Source organism: Methyloversatilis sp. XJ19-13 (assembly GCF_024580155.1).
Lineage (GTDB): Bacteria > Pseudomonadota > Gammaproteobacteria > Burkholderiales > Rhodocyclaceae > Methyloversatilis.
In genome coordinates, this window is the sequence record NZ_JANINH010000005.1 from 47,666 (window position 1) to 62,940 (window position 15,275).

General features: G+C 66.8%; 11 protein-coding genes. 4 read left to right on the top strand and 7 right to left on the bottom strand.

Annotated features, from left to right (window positions below; genetic code table 11):
• Positions 1–33: 33 nt before the first annotated feature.
• From NMQ14_RS08310 to fdxA, 3 genes are read right to left on the bottom strand one after another with little or no spacing between them, the layout of a single operon-like run.
• Complete coding sequence (locus tag NMQ14_RS08310; RefSeq protein WP_257095125.1) at positions 34–3,315, bottom strand: exodeoxyribonuclease V subunit beta; 3,282 nt, start codon at positions 3,313–3,315, stop codon at positions 34–36.
• A complete protein-coding gene (locus tag NMQ14_RS08315; RefSeq protein WP_257095127.1) occupies positions 3,312–5,969 on the bottom strand; it encodes a PD-(D/E)XK nuclease family protein in 2,658 nt (885 codons plus the stop codon). The genes NMQ14_RS08310 and NMQ14_RS08315 overlap by 4 nt, the downstream gene beginning before the upstream one ends.
• A 43-nt stretch (positions 5,970–6,012) precedes the next feature.
• Positions 6,013–6,336 carry a ferredoxin FdxA gene (gene fdxA / locus NMQ14_RS08320; RefSeq protein WP_257095130.1) on the bottom strand — a complete coding sequence of 108 codons (324 nt, stop codon included), beginning with the start codon at positions 6,334–6,336 and terminating at the stop codon, positions 6,013–6,015.
• A gap of 507 nt (positions 6,337–6,843) precedes the next feature.
• On the opposite strand from fdxA, the gene trxA reads away from it, so the two are divergent.
• Both trxA and rho read left to right on the top strand, forming a co-directional pair.
• A complete protein-coding gene (gene trxA, locus NMQ14_RS08325; RefSeq protein WP_069039507.1) occupies positions 6,844–7,170 on the top strand; it encodes a thioredoxin TrxA in 327 nt (108 codons plus the stop codon).
• Positions 7,171–7,269: 99 nt separating this feature from the next.
• On the top strand, positions 7,270–8,529 hold the full coding sequence (gene rho / locus NMQ14_RS08330; protein WP_069039506.1) for a transcription termination factor Rho: 1,260 nt from the start codon (positions 7,270–7,272) through the stop codon (positions 8,527–8,529).
• A gap of 574 nt (positions 8,530–9,103) precedes the next feature.
• On the opposite strand, the gene NMQ14_RS08335 is transcribed toward rho, so the two are convergent.
• A complete protein-coding gene (locus NMQ14_RS08335; protein WP_257095496.1) occupies positions 9,104–10,168 on the bottom strand; it encodes a helix-turn-helix transcriptional regulator in 1,065 nt (354 codons plus the stop codon).
• Positions 10,169–10,349: 181 nt separating this feature from the next.
• On the opposite strand from NMQ14_RS08335, the gene NMQ14_RS08340 reads away from it, so the two are divergent.
• Entirely contained in the window at positions 10,350–10,949 is a 600-nt protein-coding gene (locus NMQ14_RS08340) for a cysteine hydrolase family protein (RefSeq protein ID WP_257095132.1), read from the top strand.
• 212 nt (positions 10,950–11,161) lie between these two features.
• Positions 11,162–11,623, top strand: a complete 462-nt coding sequence (locus tag NMQ14_RS08345) for a MarR family winged helix-turn-helix transcriptional regulator (protein WP_257095134.1) — start codon at positions 11,162–11,164, stop codon at positions 11,621–11,623.
• A gap of 117 nt (positions 11,624–11,740) precedes the next feature.
• Here NMQ14_RS08345 and NMQ14_RS08350 read toward each other — a convergent pair whose 3' ends face one another.
• The 3 genes from NMQ14_RS08350 to ytfE form a co-directional block, all read right to left on the bottom strand.
• Positions 11,741–12,073: a YegP family protein gene (locus tag NMQ14_RS08350; RefSeq protein ID WP_257080425.1), complete on the bottom strand. Its 333-nt coding sequence runs from the start codon at positions 12,071–12,073 to the stop codon at positions 11,741–11,743.
• A 153-nt stretch (positions 12,074–12,226) separates the two neighbouring features.
• Positions 12,227–14,512, bottom strand: a complete 2,286-nt coding sequence (locus NMQ14_RS08355; RefSeq protein ID WP_257095136.1) for a nitric-oxide reductase large subunit — start codon at positions 14,510–14,512, stop codon at positions 12,227–12,229.
• A complete protein-coding gene (gene ytfE / locus NMQ14_RS08360) occupies positions 14,505–15,197 on the bottom strand; it encodes an iron-sulfur cluster repair protein YtfE (protein ID WP_257095138.1) in 693 nt (230 codons plus the stop codon). The genes NMQ14_RS08355 and ytfE overlap by 8 nt, the downstream gene beginning before the upstream one ends.
• Between the last annotated feature and the right edge of the window lie 78 nt (positions 15,198–15,275).

The window sequence follows — 15,275 nt, forward strand, 5'->3', positions numbered from 1 at the left end:
AAACCGCCAGCGGCGCAAAGTTTCTGGGCGCGCTCAGAACCGGACGTCGAGCGCGCCGTCCGGCCGGATCAGCGCGGCGTGCACCACCTTGCCGGGCCGGATCGCTGCCACCGCCTCGACGTAGCCGGCAAGCTGCGCCGTGTAGGATTCGGCAAATCGGTCGCCCTGTCCGCTTTTGTAGTCCAGTATCCAGATGTCGTCATCGAATTCGACCAGACGGTCGATCCGCCCCGGTTGGCCATCCGGCAGCACGAATTCGAGTTCGTTGGCCGACCAGCGGTACTGCACCGGATCGAAAAAACGCTGCAGCGAGTCACTTGCCACGAGGCGGCGCGCGATCGCTTCCAGATCGCGCCATTGCGCGACATCGAGACCGGCCGGCCGCGCGGGCGACGGCTCGCCGCCCGCCAGCGCTTCCAGCCAGCTGTGCAGTCCCACACCCCACAGCTGGACGGGGTCGAGCGCGACCTGCGGACGTCGCTCGCCGATGGCGGGCAGTCTGGACGCATCGGCCATCGCAACCGGGACGACCGGGCTGTCGGGTGCGTCGTCCACGCAGTCGGCAAGTACGCCATGTTCGAGCCGCATGCCGCCACCGTCGGTGGGGACTGCATCGACGCAGCCGCCCAGCGCAGCGGTGACCCGGTCGAGCCAGCTGCCGGCGCTGCTGCCCCTGGCAGGGCTGACACCACTGACATACAGCACTTGTCGTGCGCGCGTGAGCGCGACGTACAGCAGGTTCGCGTCCTCGCGTGCCGCAGCGCGCGCTTCTGCCTCGATGAAGGCGGCGCGGGCATGGCCCTGATTGTCCTTCTTCTGCAGCAATGAAAGATGGCCGGGCGCCGCCTCACCGGGAGGCCAGGCCAGCAGTACGCGCGCGCCGCTGTCGGTGCGCTGCCGCGCCACCGCGTCCGCCAGCCAGACGATGGGCGCCTCCAGCCCCTTGGCCGCGTGGATGGTGAGTACGCGCACCCTGCCGCGCGAAGGGTCTTCACCGAGGATGAGGCCTTCGTCCGGCGCCTCGTCGTCTTCGTTGCGCAGGCGTGTCAGCTCGTCGATGAAGCGCGGCAGGCTGGGATAGCGGCCGCTGTCGACCTTGAGTGCCAGTTCGATGAAGGCTTCGAGATTGGCGCGCACGCCCGGCCAGGCCATCGCGTCGACGCTGGCGGCGTAACGCGGCATCAGCGCGCCCTGGTCGAATACGCGATCCAGCAGATCATGCACCGGCAGGCGGGTCGCCGCGTCGAGCCAGCCCTCCAGCAGCGCAGCCGCGCGTGCATGCGCCGGATCGCTGTCGGCGCGTCGCGCGCGCAGCGTCAGCCACAGGCTTTCGGCACCGTCGCCGGTGAGATCGAGCAACTGCGCGTCGTCGAACGCGAACAGCGGGCTGCGCAACAGATGGGCGAGCGACAGCGCATCGGCCGGTGCGGCGAGAAAGCGCAGCAGCGCAAGCAGATCGGACGCTTCGAGCGTATCGAGCAGGCGGCCGCGGCTGGCACCGAAGTAGGGTATGCCGTGGGCGCGCAGGGCCGCCTCGTACACCGCCAGCCCGGTACGCCGGCGCAGCAGGATCATCATGTCGCCATAGCGTGCCACACGCGTCGCTCCGGTGTGCGCATCGCGCACCGCGAGCCGCCCGACCATATCCTTCAGCCTCGTGCACAGTGCATCGGCCTCGCGCTTGCGGCGGCTGTCCTCGATCGCCAGCCTCGGCTGGCGCAGCGGATTGCGCAGACCGCCTGCGACGGTCTGTCTGTCAGCGGCTGCGGGCTCGGCGGCCGCCTCATGCCCGAACGCCGGCAGCACTTCGACCCGGCCGGGCAGATCGGTCCGGGTCGTGCTGTGCGGCGCAAAGCCCTCGAACACGTCCATGTCGCCGAACACGGCGTTGACCACGCTCACCACGGCCGGGCTGCTGCGCCGGGTTTCGTTGCGCTGCAGGCGGAGGGCGCCGAAGCGCTGTTCGAACACCGTGGCCGCATGGGTGAAGATGCGCGGATCGGCGCGCCGGAAGCGGTAGATCGACTGTTTCGGATCGCCTACCACGAACACCACCGGCTGCACCTGACCCGGCGCGTAGGCGTCGAGCCAGTGCATCAGCACCTGCCACTGCAGCGGATTGGTGTCCTGGAATTCGTCCAGCAGCAGGTGGCGGTAGCGCGCGTCGAGCCGTGCCTGCACGAAGGGGCCGGTCTGCGCGTCGGACAACAAACGGGCGGCGTGCCACTCGAGATCTCCGAAGTCGAGCACGCCCGCGTTCTGCTTGATGCGGTCGTAGGCCTCGAGCAGCGCCGCGGCGACCTGCAGACCCTGTTCGTTGAGCATCCACGCGGCAAGATCGGCCTGCGCGTTCAGGCACTGCACCAGACGCGCCGCAACCTGCTCGTTCAGCGCGAGCGCACTGTCGGCCACACCGAGCTTTTCAAGCGCCTTGCCCGGCTTGAAGCTCGCCGGCTCGCCATCCTGCTTGAGCAGCTGGGCGCGCAGGCCGCCAAAGTAGGCGTGAGCGTCGACCTGCGCACACGCCTGTTCGATCGCCGTCGCCTTGCGCTGCTGCGCCTCCGTGCCCTGACCCAGCAGCCGCGCGAGATCGAGGCAGCGACGACGCAGCAGTTCGTCGCCGGCCAGCACGTCGACCGGTACTTCGGCGTCGGCCCCGAAAAACTGCCGCAGGTGGGCGAGCGCTCCGGCCAGCCCGCCATGCGCCGCCAGCCAGGCTTCCCACTCGGCGCGGCGATCGACCAGCGCACCGGCCAGCGTCTTCGTGCCCGCCACCCCGCACTGGCCCAGCAGGCTGCGCAGCGCGAGCGCCAGTTCGCCCTGCGGCGCGCGCCCGGCGTGGCGCATCAGCGCAGCCCAGGCCTGATCGCGCAACTGCCCCGTGCGCTCCGACAACTGCAGGCCGCGCAGACCGCTGTTCAGCGGTGCGGCGCCAAGCAGTGACGAAAACCAGCCGTGGAAGGTGTTCACCGTCAGCCCGGGTCGCGCGTCGGCAACCTGCTCGAACAGCGCCCGCGCCCGCGCGATCAGCGTCGGGTCGCGCTGCGCATCCAGCCCGCGCTCGGCGAGAAAGGCGCTCACCCGGTCATCGTCGACCACGGCCAGTTCCGCCAGCCAGTGCTGCAGACGCTCCTCGATTTCGCGCGCAGCCTTGCGCGTGTAGGTGATGGCGAGAATGTCGCCCGGCTGCGCACCGGCCAGCAGCAGGCGGATCAGTCGCGACACCAGCGTCCAGGTCTTGCCGCTGCCGGCGCACGCCTCGACCACGACGCTGCGTGCCGGGTCGAGTGCGCGCAGATCGTCGTCGCGGCTCATGACAGCCAGTCCTTGCGGCACAGGCCGCGCATGTCGCAATGCCGGCAGGCCGCCTCGTCGCCGTGTGCCGGCAGGCCGGCGCCGTCGCGCAGCGCCGGAAACAGTTCGGACACGAGCGCCTGCAGCGCCCGCGCGGCAGCCGGCGGATCGTCCTGAAGGAACGCGACCGGCGCCTCCTCTTCCAGCGCCAGATAGGCCGCCTCGCTCACAGCGCCTCCTTCAAGCAGCGTGTAGAACGCCAGTTGCACGTCATCGGCCTGCAGCGTCTTGCGTACGCGTTCGGCGCTGCGCAGCTTGTAGTCGAGCAGCGCAATGTCACCATCGGCCGTGCGGTCGATGCGGTCGATGCGCCCTTCGAGCGACAGCGCAGCACCATCCGGCAGGTCGAGCAGGCGCGCACGCCGGGCTTCGCCGCTGTCGAACAACCAGCCGTCGGCTTCACGCCGCACGGCCCAGGTGACGTAGGCGTCGGCGCGATCGTGCAGGCGATCGGCCCACGCATGCTCCTGGAAGTTGCGCGCAATGGCGCCATCGAAGGCGGCGGCAATCTGCGCGCGCAGGGCATCAACCAGAGCGGGCGGCGCGACATCCCCCAGTCGCGGGTGAGCGACATGAAAATCGTGCAGCACGCGATGTACCAGCTCCCCGACGCTGCCCTTGCCCATGGCATCCTCGACCTCGTCGCCGGCACCCAGGCCAAGTACGTGACGGGCGTAGTAACGATAGGGACAGGCAATCAGGTCGGCCAGACCGCTCGCCGTGAGCCGCGACGGCACGCGCCCCGGGTCGAGCACCGGTTTGCTGGAGACGACAAGAGCCGGCAGCGCCGGCGGGTCGGCAAGCGCTGGCGCAGCACGCACGGCCGACGGCAGCCCGGCGCGCTGCAACACCAGATCGAGGCGCTGCAGATCCACGCCTGGCAGGTTCGCTTCACCGTTGCGCTGCGTCTGCCAGCTGAACACGGTTTCGTCGCTGCAGGCGATCAGGCCGGCCAGATCGTCGCGCAGCTGCCGGGCGGCGACCTGCGAATCCGGCAGCCCTAGCTCGCGTCGCAGCCCTTCGTGGCCGAGCGCGCCGCGCAGGCGCGCCGGCGCGAGGTGCCGACTGTCGGCACCGATCACATACACGGCGTCGAAATGGCGGAGGCGGGTCGCAGCCAGCGGCGTCAGCACCACCGGACTGTCGATGGCGCTATCGCGGAACAGCGCCTGCTCGAACTCGCTGTTGAGCCACTTGCGCCAGTCGGCGAAGGACAGGTCGAGTGCCACGCCGCTGCTGTCGGCACGCAACTGCTCCAGCAGATTGACCACCTGCGAACCCGCCGCGTCCAGCGCCAGCGCAGCGCGTGCGCCCAATGCATCGAGCGCTGCCAGCAGGCGTTCGACCCGGAAACTGGCCGGTGCGTTGTGGGTGGGCATCAGCGCAAAGGCCTGCGACAGCGCGTCGATCAGGCGGCCGGCCGGGCGCCCTGCAAACTCGCGGCCGGCATCGGTGAGCAAGGCGTGCAGGCCATCGACATGGTTGCGCCTGACCACCCAGTCGTCGATGACGGCAATGGCCTGCGCGTGCGCATCGCGATCGAGCGTACCGGCCACATGCGGCGAACGCAGCAGATCGAGCAGATCGCGGTGATAGCCGTCGGACGCAAAGCACTGCAGCAGGGCGTCAACCGTGGCCGCCGCGCGCGTGGTCGACAGCTTCCAGCCGGTTTCATCGGCCAGCAGAACCTGCCGGCGTTCGAGCAGCGCGCGGGCGCGGCGCGCTGCCTCGCGGTCGAGTGCCACCAGCGCGATGTTGCGGCGGCCTTCAGACAGCCAGCCGGCGATGCAGGACGCGGCACATTGCGCCTCCTGCTCGAGCGACTGCGCACCGATCAGGCGCACGCGGCTGGCCAGTGCGAGCGCGTCATCCCGCGATGGGGCCGGCGTCGAACCGGGAGGCGAGCCGGACGGCCAGGCGGCATGGAGCACGCGGGTCACCGATGTATCGGCCAGCGCGCGCGTTGCCTGTACATGGAGCACCGGCACGCACGCCGCATGCAATTCAAGCCAGGCGGGCGGTGGTTCTTCCACTGCAGACAGATGGATGAGCGGACGGCGCGCCGCGCCCGCGGCGCGCATCAACGCCTGGGTGACGGCACGCGCGTGACCGGGCGTTCCGGTGCAGTCGCTGTGCCATACCGCATGCACCAGACGCGCTTCGAGCGACAGCGCAGCACTGTCGGCCAGCCCGTGGGCGCGTTCGAAACCCTGCTGCAGGGCGTTTTCGTCCGGCGGCGCCGGCAATGCGGCCAGCGCGTCGGCCAGCTCGAGCAGCTCCTGCGCCGCCGACCACGGATCGGCGTCGCCCAGCCAGGCCCGCTGGCGCAGTTGCGCCACCAGACGCAGCAAACGGCGGGGGTGGGGATCAACCGGTGCATCGCCCATCCAGCGCGCCGCCAGCAATGACGGCGTAAGCATGCGCGGCATGAACAGTGCGTGGCCGGCTTCAGCCAGCAGCGCACTACGCAGCGCCGGCGCGTGCGCCATGACCGGAATCAGCAGGTCGCAGTCGGCGAGCGCATCGCCGTGGCGATCGATCAGAAGGCGCGCGAGCCGGGCGAACAGCGCGCCATCGGCCGGCAAGCAGAGGGTTTCGAAGCCCGCCGCGTTCATGCGCGAGGACGCGACATGCGACGGCCGTCGGGCGGCGGCGTGCTCAGCGTTCCAGCATGCCGAGCTTGTCCTTCACCTTGACCCATTCGTCGGCATCGGCAGGCGCTTCCTTGCGCTCGATGATGGCAGGCCATTCGGCGGACAGATCGGCGTTCAGCTTGATGAAATGGAGCTGGTCGGACGGCACGTCGTCCTCGGCGAAAATGGCTTCGGCCGGACATTCGGCCACACACAGCGTGCAGTCGATGCACTCGTCGGGGTCGATCACCAGGAAATTCGGGCCTTCGCGAAAGCAATCGACCGGGCACACGTCGACGCAGTCGGTGTACTTGCACTTGATACAGGATTCGGTGACGACGTAAGTCATGATTTCTCCGTGCGGTGGTCGCTTTGCCCGACAGCAGGCGAACCATGGGGTGGTTTGATCGGAATCTCGGGACGATGACAGTCCGGAAAACGGCGTGGATTTTATCACTGCGGCCCGTGGCAAAGCCGTTCCGTGCGTCGTGCAGCGGAGGCATGCCAACATGAATTTTTGTCGGACGTACCGCCATCACTCTGCGCAACTCGGTGTTTTTTGTATTAGCATCATGGAAACAGCGCGAAAACAGCGAAACAAACGCGATCGCGCAGGTGTGCGGTCAGCGCGCTGCCAGAGTGATTTGCCCCGTGCCTGCCGCGGTGGCCTGCAACCTCCGCACACACCTGCTCAAGAAGTCCCGGCCTGCGCAGTGCGCGTCAGGCATCCAGCCCGGCAAACAACAGCGCCTAGCCCACATCCGGTTTTCGACGGTATATCCGACCGATATACCCCTATCCAAGAAACGATCCGGCATTCCAGGTCTCCCCCCAAGTCAAGCCCCGCGAGGAAACGATGAGCGAACACATCCACCACGTCACCGATGCCAGCTTCGAAGCCGAAGTGGTCAAAGCCGATCTGCCCGTGCTGGTCGACTACTGGGCCGAATGGTGCGGTCCGTGCAAGATGATTGCCCCCATCCTCGACGAGGTGGCACGTGACTACGCCGGCAAACTGCGCGTGGCCAAGGTGAATATCGACGAGAACCAGGACACCCCGGCGCGCTTCGGCATCCGCGGCATTCCGACGCTGATGCTGTTCAAGGACGGCAATGTCGAAGCCACCAAGGTCGGCGCCCTGTCGAAGTCGCAACTCACCGCATTCCTGGACAGCCACCTCTAATCATTCTCCACGGCGACGGGTGCTTCGCGCACCCCGCCCGCCGGAGCCGGTTCCTGGCTCCGCCTCCCCACCCCCGCACGCCGCACAGACCCCGTCACCATGCATCTTTCCGAACTGAAAGCACTTCACGTCAGCCAGTTGCTCGAAATGGCCCAGTCCTTCGAGATCGAAGGCGCGAACCGGCTGCGAAAACAGGAACTGGTCTTCGCCATCCTGCGCAACCGCGCGAAAAAGGGCGAAAGCATTTTCGGTGATGGCGCACTTGAAGTGCTGCCGGACGGCTTCGGCTTCCTGCGCTCGCCGGAAGCAAGCTACCTGGCCGGCACCGACGACATCTACGTATCGCCCAGCCAGATCCGGCGCTTCAACCTGCACACCGGCGACACCATCGAAGGCGAAATCAGGACACCGAAGGACGGCGAACGCTACTTCGCACTGGTCAAGGTCGATCGCGTCAACAGCGAGCCGCCGGAAGCGACCAAGCACAAGATCCTGTTCGAAAACCTGACGCCGCTGCACCCGACCGAAACACTGGTGCTCGAGCGCGACATGCGCGGCGAAGAAAACACGACTTCGCGCGTGATCGACATGATCGCGCCGATCGGCAAGGGCCAGCGCGGCCTGCTGGTCGCGCCGCCGAAGACCGGCAAGACGGTGATGATGCAGCACATCGCGCACGCCATCACCGCCAACCACCCGGAAGCCATGCTCATCGTGCTGCTGATCGACGAGCGGCCGGAAGAAGTGACCGAAATGCAGCGTTCGGTGAAGGGCGAAGTGGTTGCTTCGACCTTCGACGAACCGGCCACCCGCCACGTGCAGGTGGCCGAAATGGTGATCGAGAAGGCCAAGCGCCTGGTCGAGCACAAGAAGGACGTGATCATCCTGCTCGATTCCATCACCCGTCTGGCGCGCGCCTACAACACCGTGCAGCCGGCGTCGGGCAAGGTGCTGACCGGCGGTGTGGACGCCAATGCGCTGCAGAAGCCGAAGCGTTTCTTCGGCGCCGCGCGCAATGTCGAGGAAGGCGGCAGCCTGACCATCATCGCCACCGCGCTGATCGAAACCGGCAGCCGCATGGACGACGTGATCTACGAGGAATTCAAGGGCACCGGCAATATGGAAATCCATCTTGACCGGCGCATGGCGGAAAAGCGCGTCTATCCGGCGATCAACGTGAACCGCTCGGGCACACGCCGCGAAGAACTGCTGCTGAAGCCGGAAATCCTGCAGAAGATCTGGATCCTGCGCAAACTGCTGTACAACATGGACGATCTTGAAGCGATCGAATTCCTGCTCGACAAGATCAAGGCCACGAAGAGCAACGGCGAGTTCTTCGACGCCATGCGCCGGGGCTGACCCGGCGCCGGAACACCGCCACACCTTCCGACCCGCGACGGTACCGTGCCATGAAGATGGTCACGGTACCGTCGCTTGCGTTGGGCATCGCCGTTGGCTCACCCCAACCTACGAAACTCCCCGTAGGTTGGGGTGAGCGCAGCGATGCCCAACACCCCCCCACCGTCCGCAGCACCCCGCGCCACCCGGCAAACATCCGCCGCCCCGTTCATCATCGTGCCGCCGCCACCCATCCACACCGTAGGTTGGGGTGAGCGCAGCGATGCCCAACACCACCCCCACCATCCGCAGCGCCCCGCGCCACCCGGCAAACATCCGCCGTCCCGTTCATCATCGTGCCGCCGCCACCCATCCACACCGTAGGTTGGGGTGAGCGCAGCGATGCCCAACACCACCCCGGAAAAACCGCGGCACGCCCTGCGCCATCTTGATCGCCCGCCATTCCGCTCGCGATCATCCCGTCTTCGCTGATCCATTCCATCACTGCGGTTTCCGCGGGCGCCTGTCCACCGCAACCTGACCGGGAAAGCCCGCCCCTGCCTCCGGCGCCCCCACTCGATTTCTTCGCGGCGCGTCAGTGCAACGCGTCGGCCACTGACATCACGTCGCCCGGCGAATTGAGGGCATAGCCCGGAAGGCCGGCGACCGCCGCAGCGAAGTCGGGCGAACGCAGCGCGTCGAGCATGCGCTGCATCGACGGCAGCTCGAGCGTTTCGACGCGGCAGGCGAGGAAGTACTGCTCCTGCGCCAGCGGCACGAAATCAAGCCTGAACTGGGTGGCGGCCGCTTCAACGCCGAAACCCGTATCCGCCATGCCGCTCGCGATGTGGGCGGCCACCGCGGCATGCGTGAATTCCACCGTTTCGTAACCGCTGATCCGGTCCGGGTCCAGCGACTGCTCGGCCAGCAGCAGGTCGAACAGCAGGCGCGTGCCGGCGCTCGCCTGGCGGTTGATGAAACGCACGTCAGGCCGGACCAGGTCCTGCAGCGACCTGATGTTGAGCGGGTTGCCGGCGGCGACGAACAGCCCCTGAGTGCGCGTGACCAGCCGGATCACACGATGCACGCGCGGCTTCAGATATCGCCCGAGTCGTGCCGCCAGTTCCGGTGTGACCCGGCCGCTCGGCAGGTGAAAGCCGCACAGGTCGCAGCTGCCGCGCGACATTGATGCCAGCGCGTCAACCGACCCGAGGTACTGCAGCTCAAGCCGCACGCCGGCGACGCGCTGGATCAGCTCGGGCATCAGCGCAATGGCGTAGCCGTGGCTGGCGTGCAGGCGCAGCACCGGGTGCGTGTCCATCAGTGCGGCGTTGATTTCGCGGTCGATTTCGACCGACAGATTTTCCAGCTGCGGCGTCAGCCGTGCCTGGATGCGCTGTGCCGCCCAGGTGAGCTTCTCGCCGAGCGGCGTCAGCTCGGCGCCCTTGCCTTGCGACAGCTCGACCAGCGGCGTGCCGAAGAACGCCGACCAGGTCCGGATCAGGTTCCAGCAGTGGCGATAGGAAAACCCGACATCGCGCGCCGCCTCGGTGAGCTTGCCGCTGCGCTGCACGGCGGCCAGCACGCGGAACAGCAGTGGATCGATCTCGCGTCCTTCTGCATTGCGGAAGCGCCACGCCGGTTCGATCCGGATACGCATGTCAGGCACTGGATTTCATATCCGGTGAATCGAGGACCACTGATAAGCTCTGCGCAAAGGTCGTCATTGGACCTTCACACGCCTTCATCTGCAATCATGCAATCCGTTTCCGGTAAGGCTTGTGTCCGGTCAGCGCATTGCCCGGCACCGCGCCTCACCGTCTCCCGAAAGGAATCTCCCGATGACCGCGATCACCACACTGCGTGACCTCACCGGCCTTGGCCATGCACCGGGCTCGTTGCGCCACGCTGCGCTGATCATGATCGATTGCCAGAACACCTATCGCGAAGGCGTCATGCAGCTCGCCGGTGTCGAAGCCGCACTGGTCGAGGCGCGCCGCGCACTTGACCTTGCGCGCGGGCTCGGCCGCCCCATCATCCATATCCAGCACGATGCCGGTCCCGGCACGCCGTACGACGTGAATGCCCCGATCGGCCATATCGCCGACATCGTTGCGCCGCTGGACGGCGAGATCGTCATCACGAAAAATTACCCGAACAGTTTCGTGCAGACCTCGCTTGACGACGAACTCAAGAAGCTCGGCGTGAAGCAACTGGTACTGGCCGGCTTCATGACGCACATGTGCATCAACTCGACCGCGCGCGGCGCGTTCAATCTCGGCTATTCGCCGACCGTGATTGCATCGGCCACCGCCACGCGCGATCTGCCGCTCGCAGAAGGCGGTGAGGTCAGCGCTGCGGTGCTGCAGGCCGCAAGCCTCGCGGCGCTGGGCGACCTGTTCGCTGTCGTGGCCTGCCGCGTGGACGATCTGGTGAACTGAGACTTCGCGCATACAGATCCCTTCGGTTTCCTCGTGGTCTGTTCGTTGAACCGCGCGCAGCCGATGCATGTCCTTGACGGCATCCCGAGCGTTTGACACATTCGGATCGAGCGCAATCATGGCGCACGAAGCAATCTGGCAACCGGCTTGAATGCGGTCGCGATGAGCAAATTGCTGCCCTGACTGCACCCCCAAGGCGACAACAGCGGACCATGACCCGATACCAGAACCTCAGGCTCGACCGGCAGCTCTGCTTTGCGCTCTACGCCGCCACCCACGGCATCACCCGCTCGTACCGGGTGCGGCTGAAGGATGTCGGACTGACCTACCCGCAATACCTCGTCATGCTCGCGCTGTGGGAAGAAGACGGCCGTTCGGTCAGCCAGCTGGCGCAGCGCCTGCACCTCGACTCGGCCGCCATCACCCCGCTGCTCAAGCGCCTCGAGGTCGCCGGCTTTCTCGCACGGCAGCGTGCGCCGACCGAAGAACGCGTGGTGCAGTCCTTCCTGACACCGGCCGGACGCGAGCTGGAGCACGCGGTCGCGCGCATCCAGGGCGAAGTCGCCTGTCAGGCCGGCCTGCCGGAAGAGGCGTTCATGGCGCTGTGTTCGACGCTGCATGAACTGACGCAGCGCATGGCCGACGATCCGAAGGTGAAACGCATCGCGGCTTGATCGCCCGACCAAGGGTTCCGCAACCGCTGCACCTTGCATCTGCGGCATCGCAACGGATGCCGGCGGCACGTTATCGGCGCGTCCCGCGCGCTGGCAGGACGCGCCGTCACCATCAACTCATCCGGCCTGATCATCCACTGCGGCGCTGGCGGCACCGCTCTTCACGGCGGCGATCGCCGCTTCCATCGCGCCGGCGTTGTCGAACATCTTGCTCTGGCCGATCACCTGGCCGTTGCCCGCCTTCAGCACGTAGTAGTCCTTGCCGTTCGTGGCTTTCTTGCGGTCGTAGCGGCCATCGTCGGCCGCGTTCTTCTTCACCGATTCGATGCCGTTCTCGGCGGACGCGCGCGTCTTGTACATTTCGCTCTGCAGCAGGGACTGATCATCCGAGCCCAGCAGCGTGAAGTGAAATTCGCCGTTTGCAGCCTTCTTCAACTGAAACTTCGCCATGCTCCGCTCTCCTGTTTATTGAGTCGTCTGTGGGAACGCGCGGGTGCGCGGCGACAGTATAGCGACGAAGAAAAGAGGGGCGCCGGCCTCGCGGCACGGCGCCCCAACCTTGCCGAAGCGTTGCGGCAAGGAAGACGGACGGTTGGACTCAGTTCATCGACGGGCCCCTGCCAGCACACTGACCGGTTCCGGGGTGCGGCCGGCGCGGCCGAACACGCCCGACACCACCTGCCAGGCCACCGCCAGCGCGCCGACGATGAACACCACATCGCCGAAGGTGCGCACCCAGCGCAGCGTTTCCAGCAGCGGCTGCTGCATGAATGCCTCGCTGCGCGCGTACCACAGCCCCTGACTGACACTGGCATGGAACTGGATCAGACCGATCGGCAGCAGGCTGGTGGCGATCATCAGCACCAGACCGGCGTTGAGCCCCCAGAAGCCGGTCTGCATCAGGCGCTCACCGAACGCGAGCTGCGGGCGCAGATAACGCAGCACGAGCAGCGTGAAGCCCAGCGCGAGAAAGCCATACACCCCGAACAGTGCGGCATGGGCATGCACCGGTGTCGTGTTCAGACCCTGCACGTAGTACAGCGAGATCGGCGGGTTGATCATGAAGCCGAACACGCCAGCGCCGAGCATGTTCCAGAAGGCCACCGCGACGAAGCACATGAGCGGCCACTTCAGCCTGGCCATCCACGCAGCGCGATCCTTGAGGCGCCAGTGCTCCCACGCTTCATGGCCGAGCACGACCAGCGGCACCACTTCGAGCGCGCTGAACGACGCGCCGACCGCCATCACCGGCGTCGTCGTGCCGGCAAAGTACAGGTGGTGGAAGGTGCCGGGCACGCCGCCCAGCATGAACAGCGAAGCCGAGGCCAGACTGGCTGCCGTCGCCATGCGCGCGGACACCAGTCCCAGCGTGGAGAAGATGAAGGCCAGCGCGGTGGTCGCGAACACTTCGAAGAAGCCTTCGACCCACAGATGCACGACCCACCAGCGCCAGTACTCCATCACCGACAGGTGGGTGCGCTCGCCATAGAAGAAGCCGGCGCCGTAGAACAGGCCGATCGCCACCACGGATGCAGTGAGCAGCGCGAGCAGGTTCTTGTCGCCGCCGGGCGTGCGCAGCGCCGGCACGATGCCGCGCAGCATCAGCACCAGCCACAGCGCGACGCCGACGAACTTGCCGATCTGCCACAGGCGGCCGAGGTCGACGTATTCGTAGCCTTGGTGGCCGAGCCAGAAGCTCAGTTCCGGCGGCATGATCTGCGCGATGGCCAGGTAGTTGCCGACGAAGGAGCCGACCACCACCACGACCAGCGCCCAGAACAGCACGTCCACGCCGAGTTTCTGGAATTTCGGGTCGCGTCCGCCGTGGATCAGTGGCGCGAGGAAGAGCCCGGCGGCCAGGAAGCCGGTGGCGATCCAGAACAGCGCGCTCTGGATGTGCCAGGTGCGCACCAGCGAATACGGGAACCACTGCGACACGTCGATCCCGTAGAAGGTCTGGCCCTCGACCGTGTAGTGCGCGGTGAAGCCACCCATCATGACCTGGAACACGAACAGCGCTACGACCAGAAAGAGGTATTTGCCGAGCGCGCGCTGCGACGGCGTCAGTGCGACGCGCGTCAGCGGGTCCTGCGCCGGCGCGGCCGGGTCGCTCTCGTCCTGCTTGCGCAGGAAGGACCAGCCCCAGATCAGGAAGCCGACGCCGGCCATCATGACCACCACGCTGACGACGGACCATACGACGTTCTCCGCCGTCGGCGCATTGCCGATCAGCGGTTCGTGCGGCCAGTTGTTGGTGTAGGTGGCACTGGTGCCCGGCCGCTCGGTCGCGGCCACCCAGGCGGTCCAGAAGAAGAAGCCGGCAAGCTGTGCGCGCCGCTGCGGGTCGGGCAGCGTGTTGTCCTTCATCGCATAGCTTTCGCGCGAACCCTGCAGCGCCGGCGCATCGCCGAACAGCTGGACGTAGTAGTCGGCGGTGCGCTCGATCGCCCGGGCGCGCAAGGTGGATACGGTGGCCGCGCCGGTCGCCTCGTCGAAGGTGTTGCGCCGGTACTCGCGCTTCAGGCGGGCTGCCAGTTGCGCCTGCGCATCGGCATCCAGCTCCGCGTACGGCTTGCCATGTGCGTCCTGCGCGGCGAGATCGAGCCAGGCCAGCAGTTCGCGGTGCAGCCAGTCGGCCGTCCAGTCCGGCGCCTGGTAGGCGCCGTGCCCCCATATCGAGCCCAGCTGCATGCCGCCGACCGACTGCCAGGCGGTCTGGCCGTCGAGGATGCCGTCATGCGTGTACAGCACGCGACCGTCTTCGCTGACGATCTGCTGCGGTATCGGCGGCGCGTTGCGATACACCTCGACGCCGTAGTAACCGAGCAGCGAAAAGGTGACGATGAGCACGCCGATCAGCGTGAACCACAGCTTGCGGTAATTACCCATGAGCGGTCTCCGCCCCGGCCGGTGCCGCGTTCAGCCCTTCGAACAGGATGTTGTTCTCCAGATGGATGTGTTCCATCAGGTCTTCGCGCAGCGCGGCCAGACCGGTGTAGAGCGCGCGCCAGGTGTTGCAGGCACCGCGCGGCAGCGTGATGTCGTCGGTCAGCGCTTGCAGCCGCTGCAGTGCTTCGCCGTGCTGGTCGTGCTCGCTGCGCATCACCGTGACCGGCCCCTGCAGCGCCGCCGCGTGTCCGCGGGCGAGCATCGGGAACAGCACCTGCTCTTCCTTCTGCATATGGCTTTCCAGTTCCTGCTGCATCGTTGCCAGATGATCGGCGAGGCCGTTCGGGCAGTCCGGGCGATCGCCATGCACCTGTTCGACCCGGCGCGCCAGGCGGACCAGTTCCGGCAGCTGTTCGCGATGGCGGTCGTGGAAGCGGAACAGGATGTGTTCGATCAGCACCGCCGCCGGCACCATGCGCCAGTCACGCGCCTCTCGCGTGGCCTGCGACAGCAGCGCACCCAGTCGTTCGACGATGGGCTGTGCGTCGATGCCCCGCTCGGCCGCGGCCTCCTGCAGGCTGTGCTTGCCGCCGCAGCAGAAATCCAGCTTGTGTTCGTGGAACACCCGGGTGGCACCGGGAATGCTGCGCGCCAGCGCGCCGAGGGATTGGTCGATCAGGTTCATGGCGAAGACCTCGTTGGGAAGAAGACGCCTTCACTTCGCAAGGTCCGGGCCATGCATCCGGATCAAATAAAATCAATG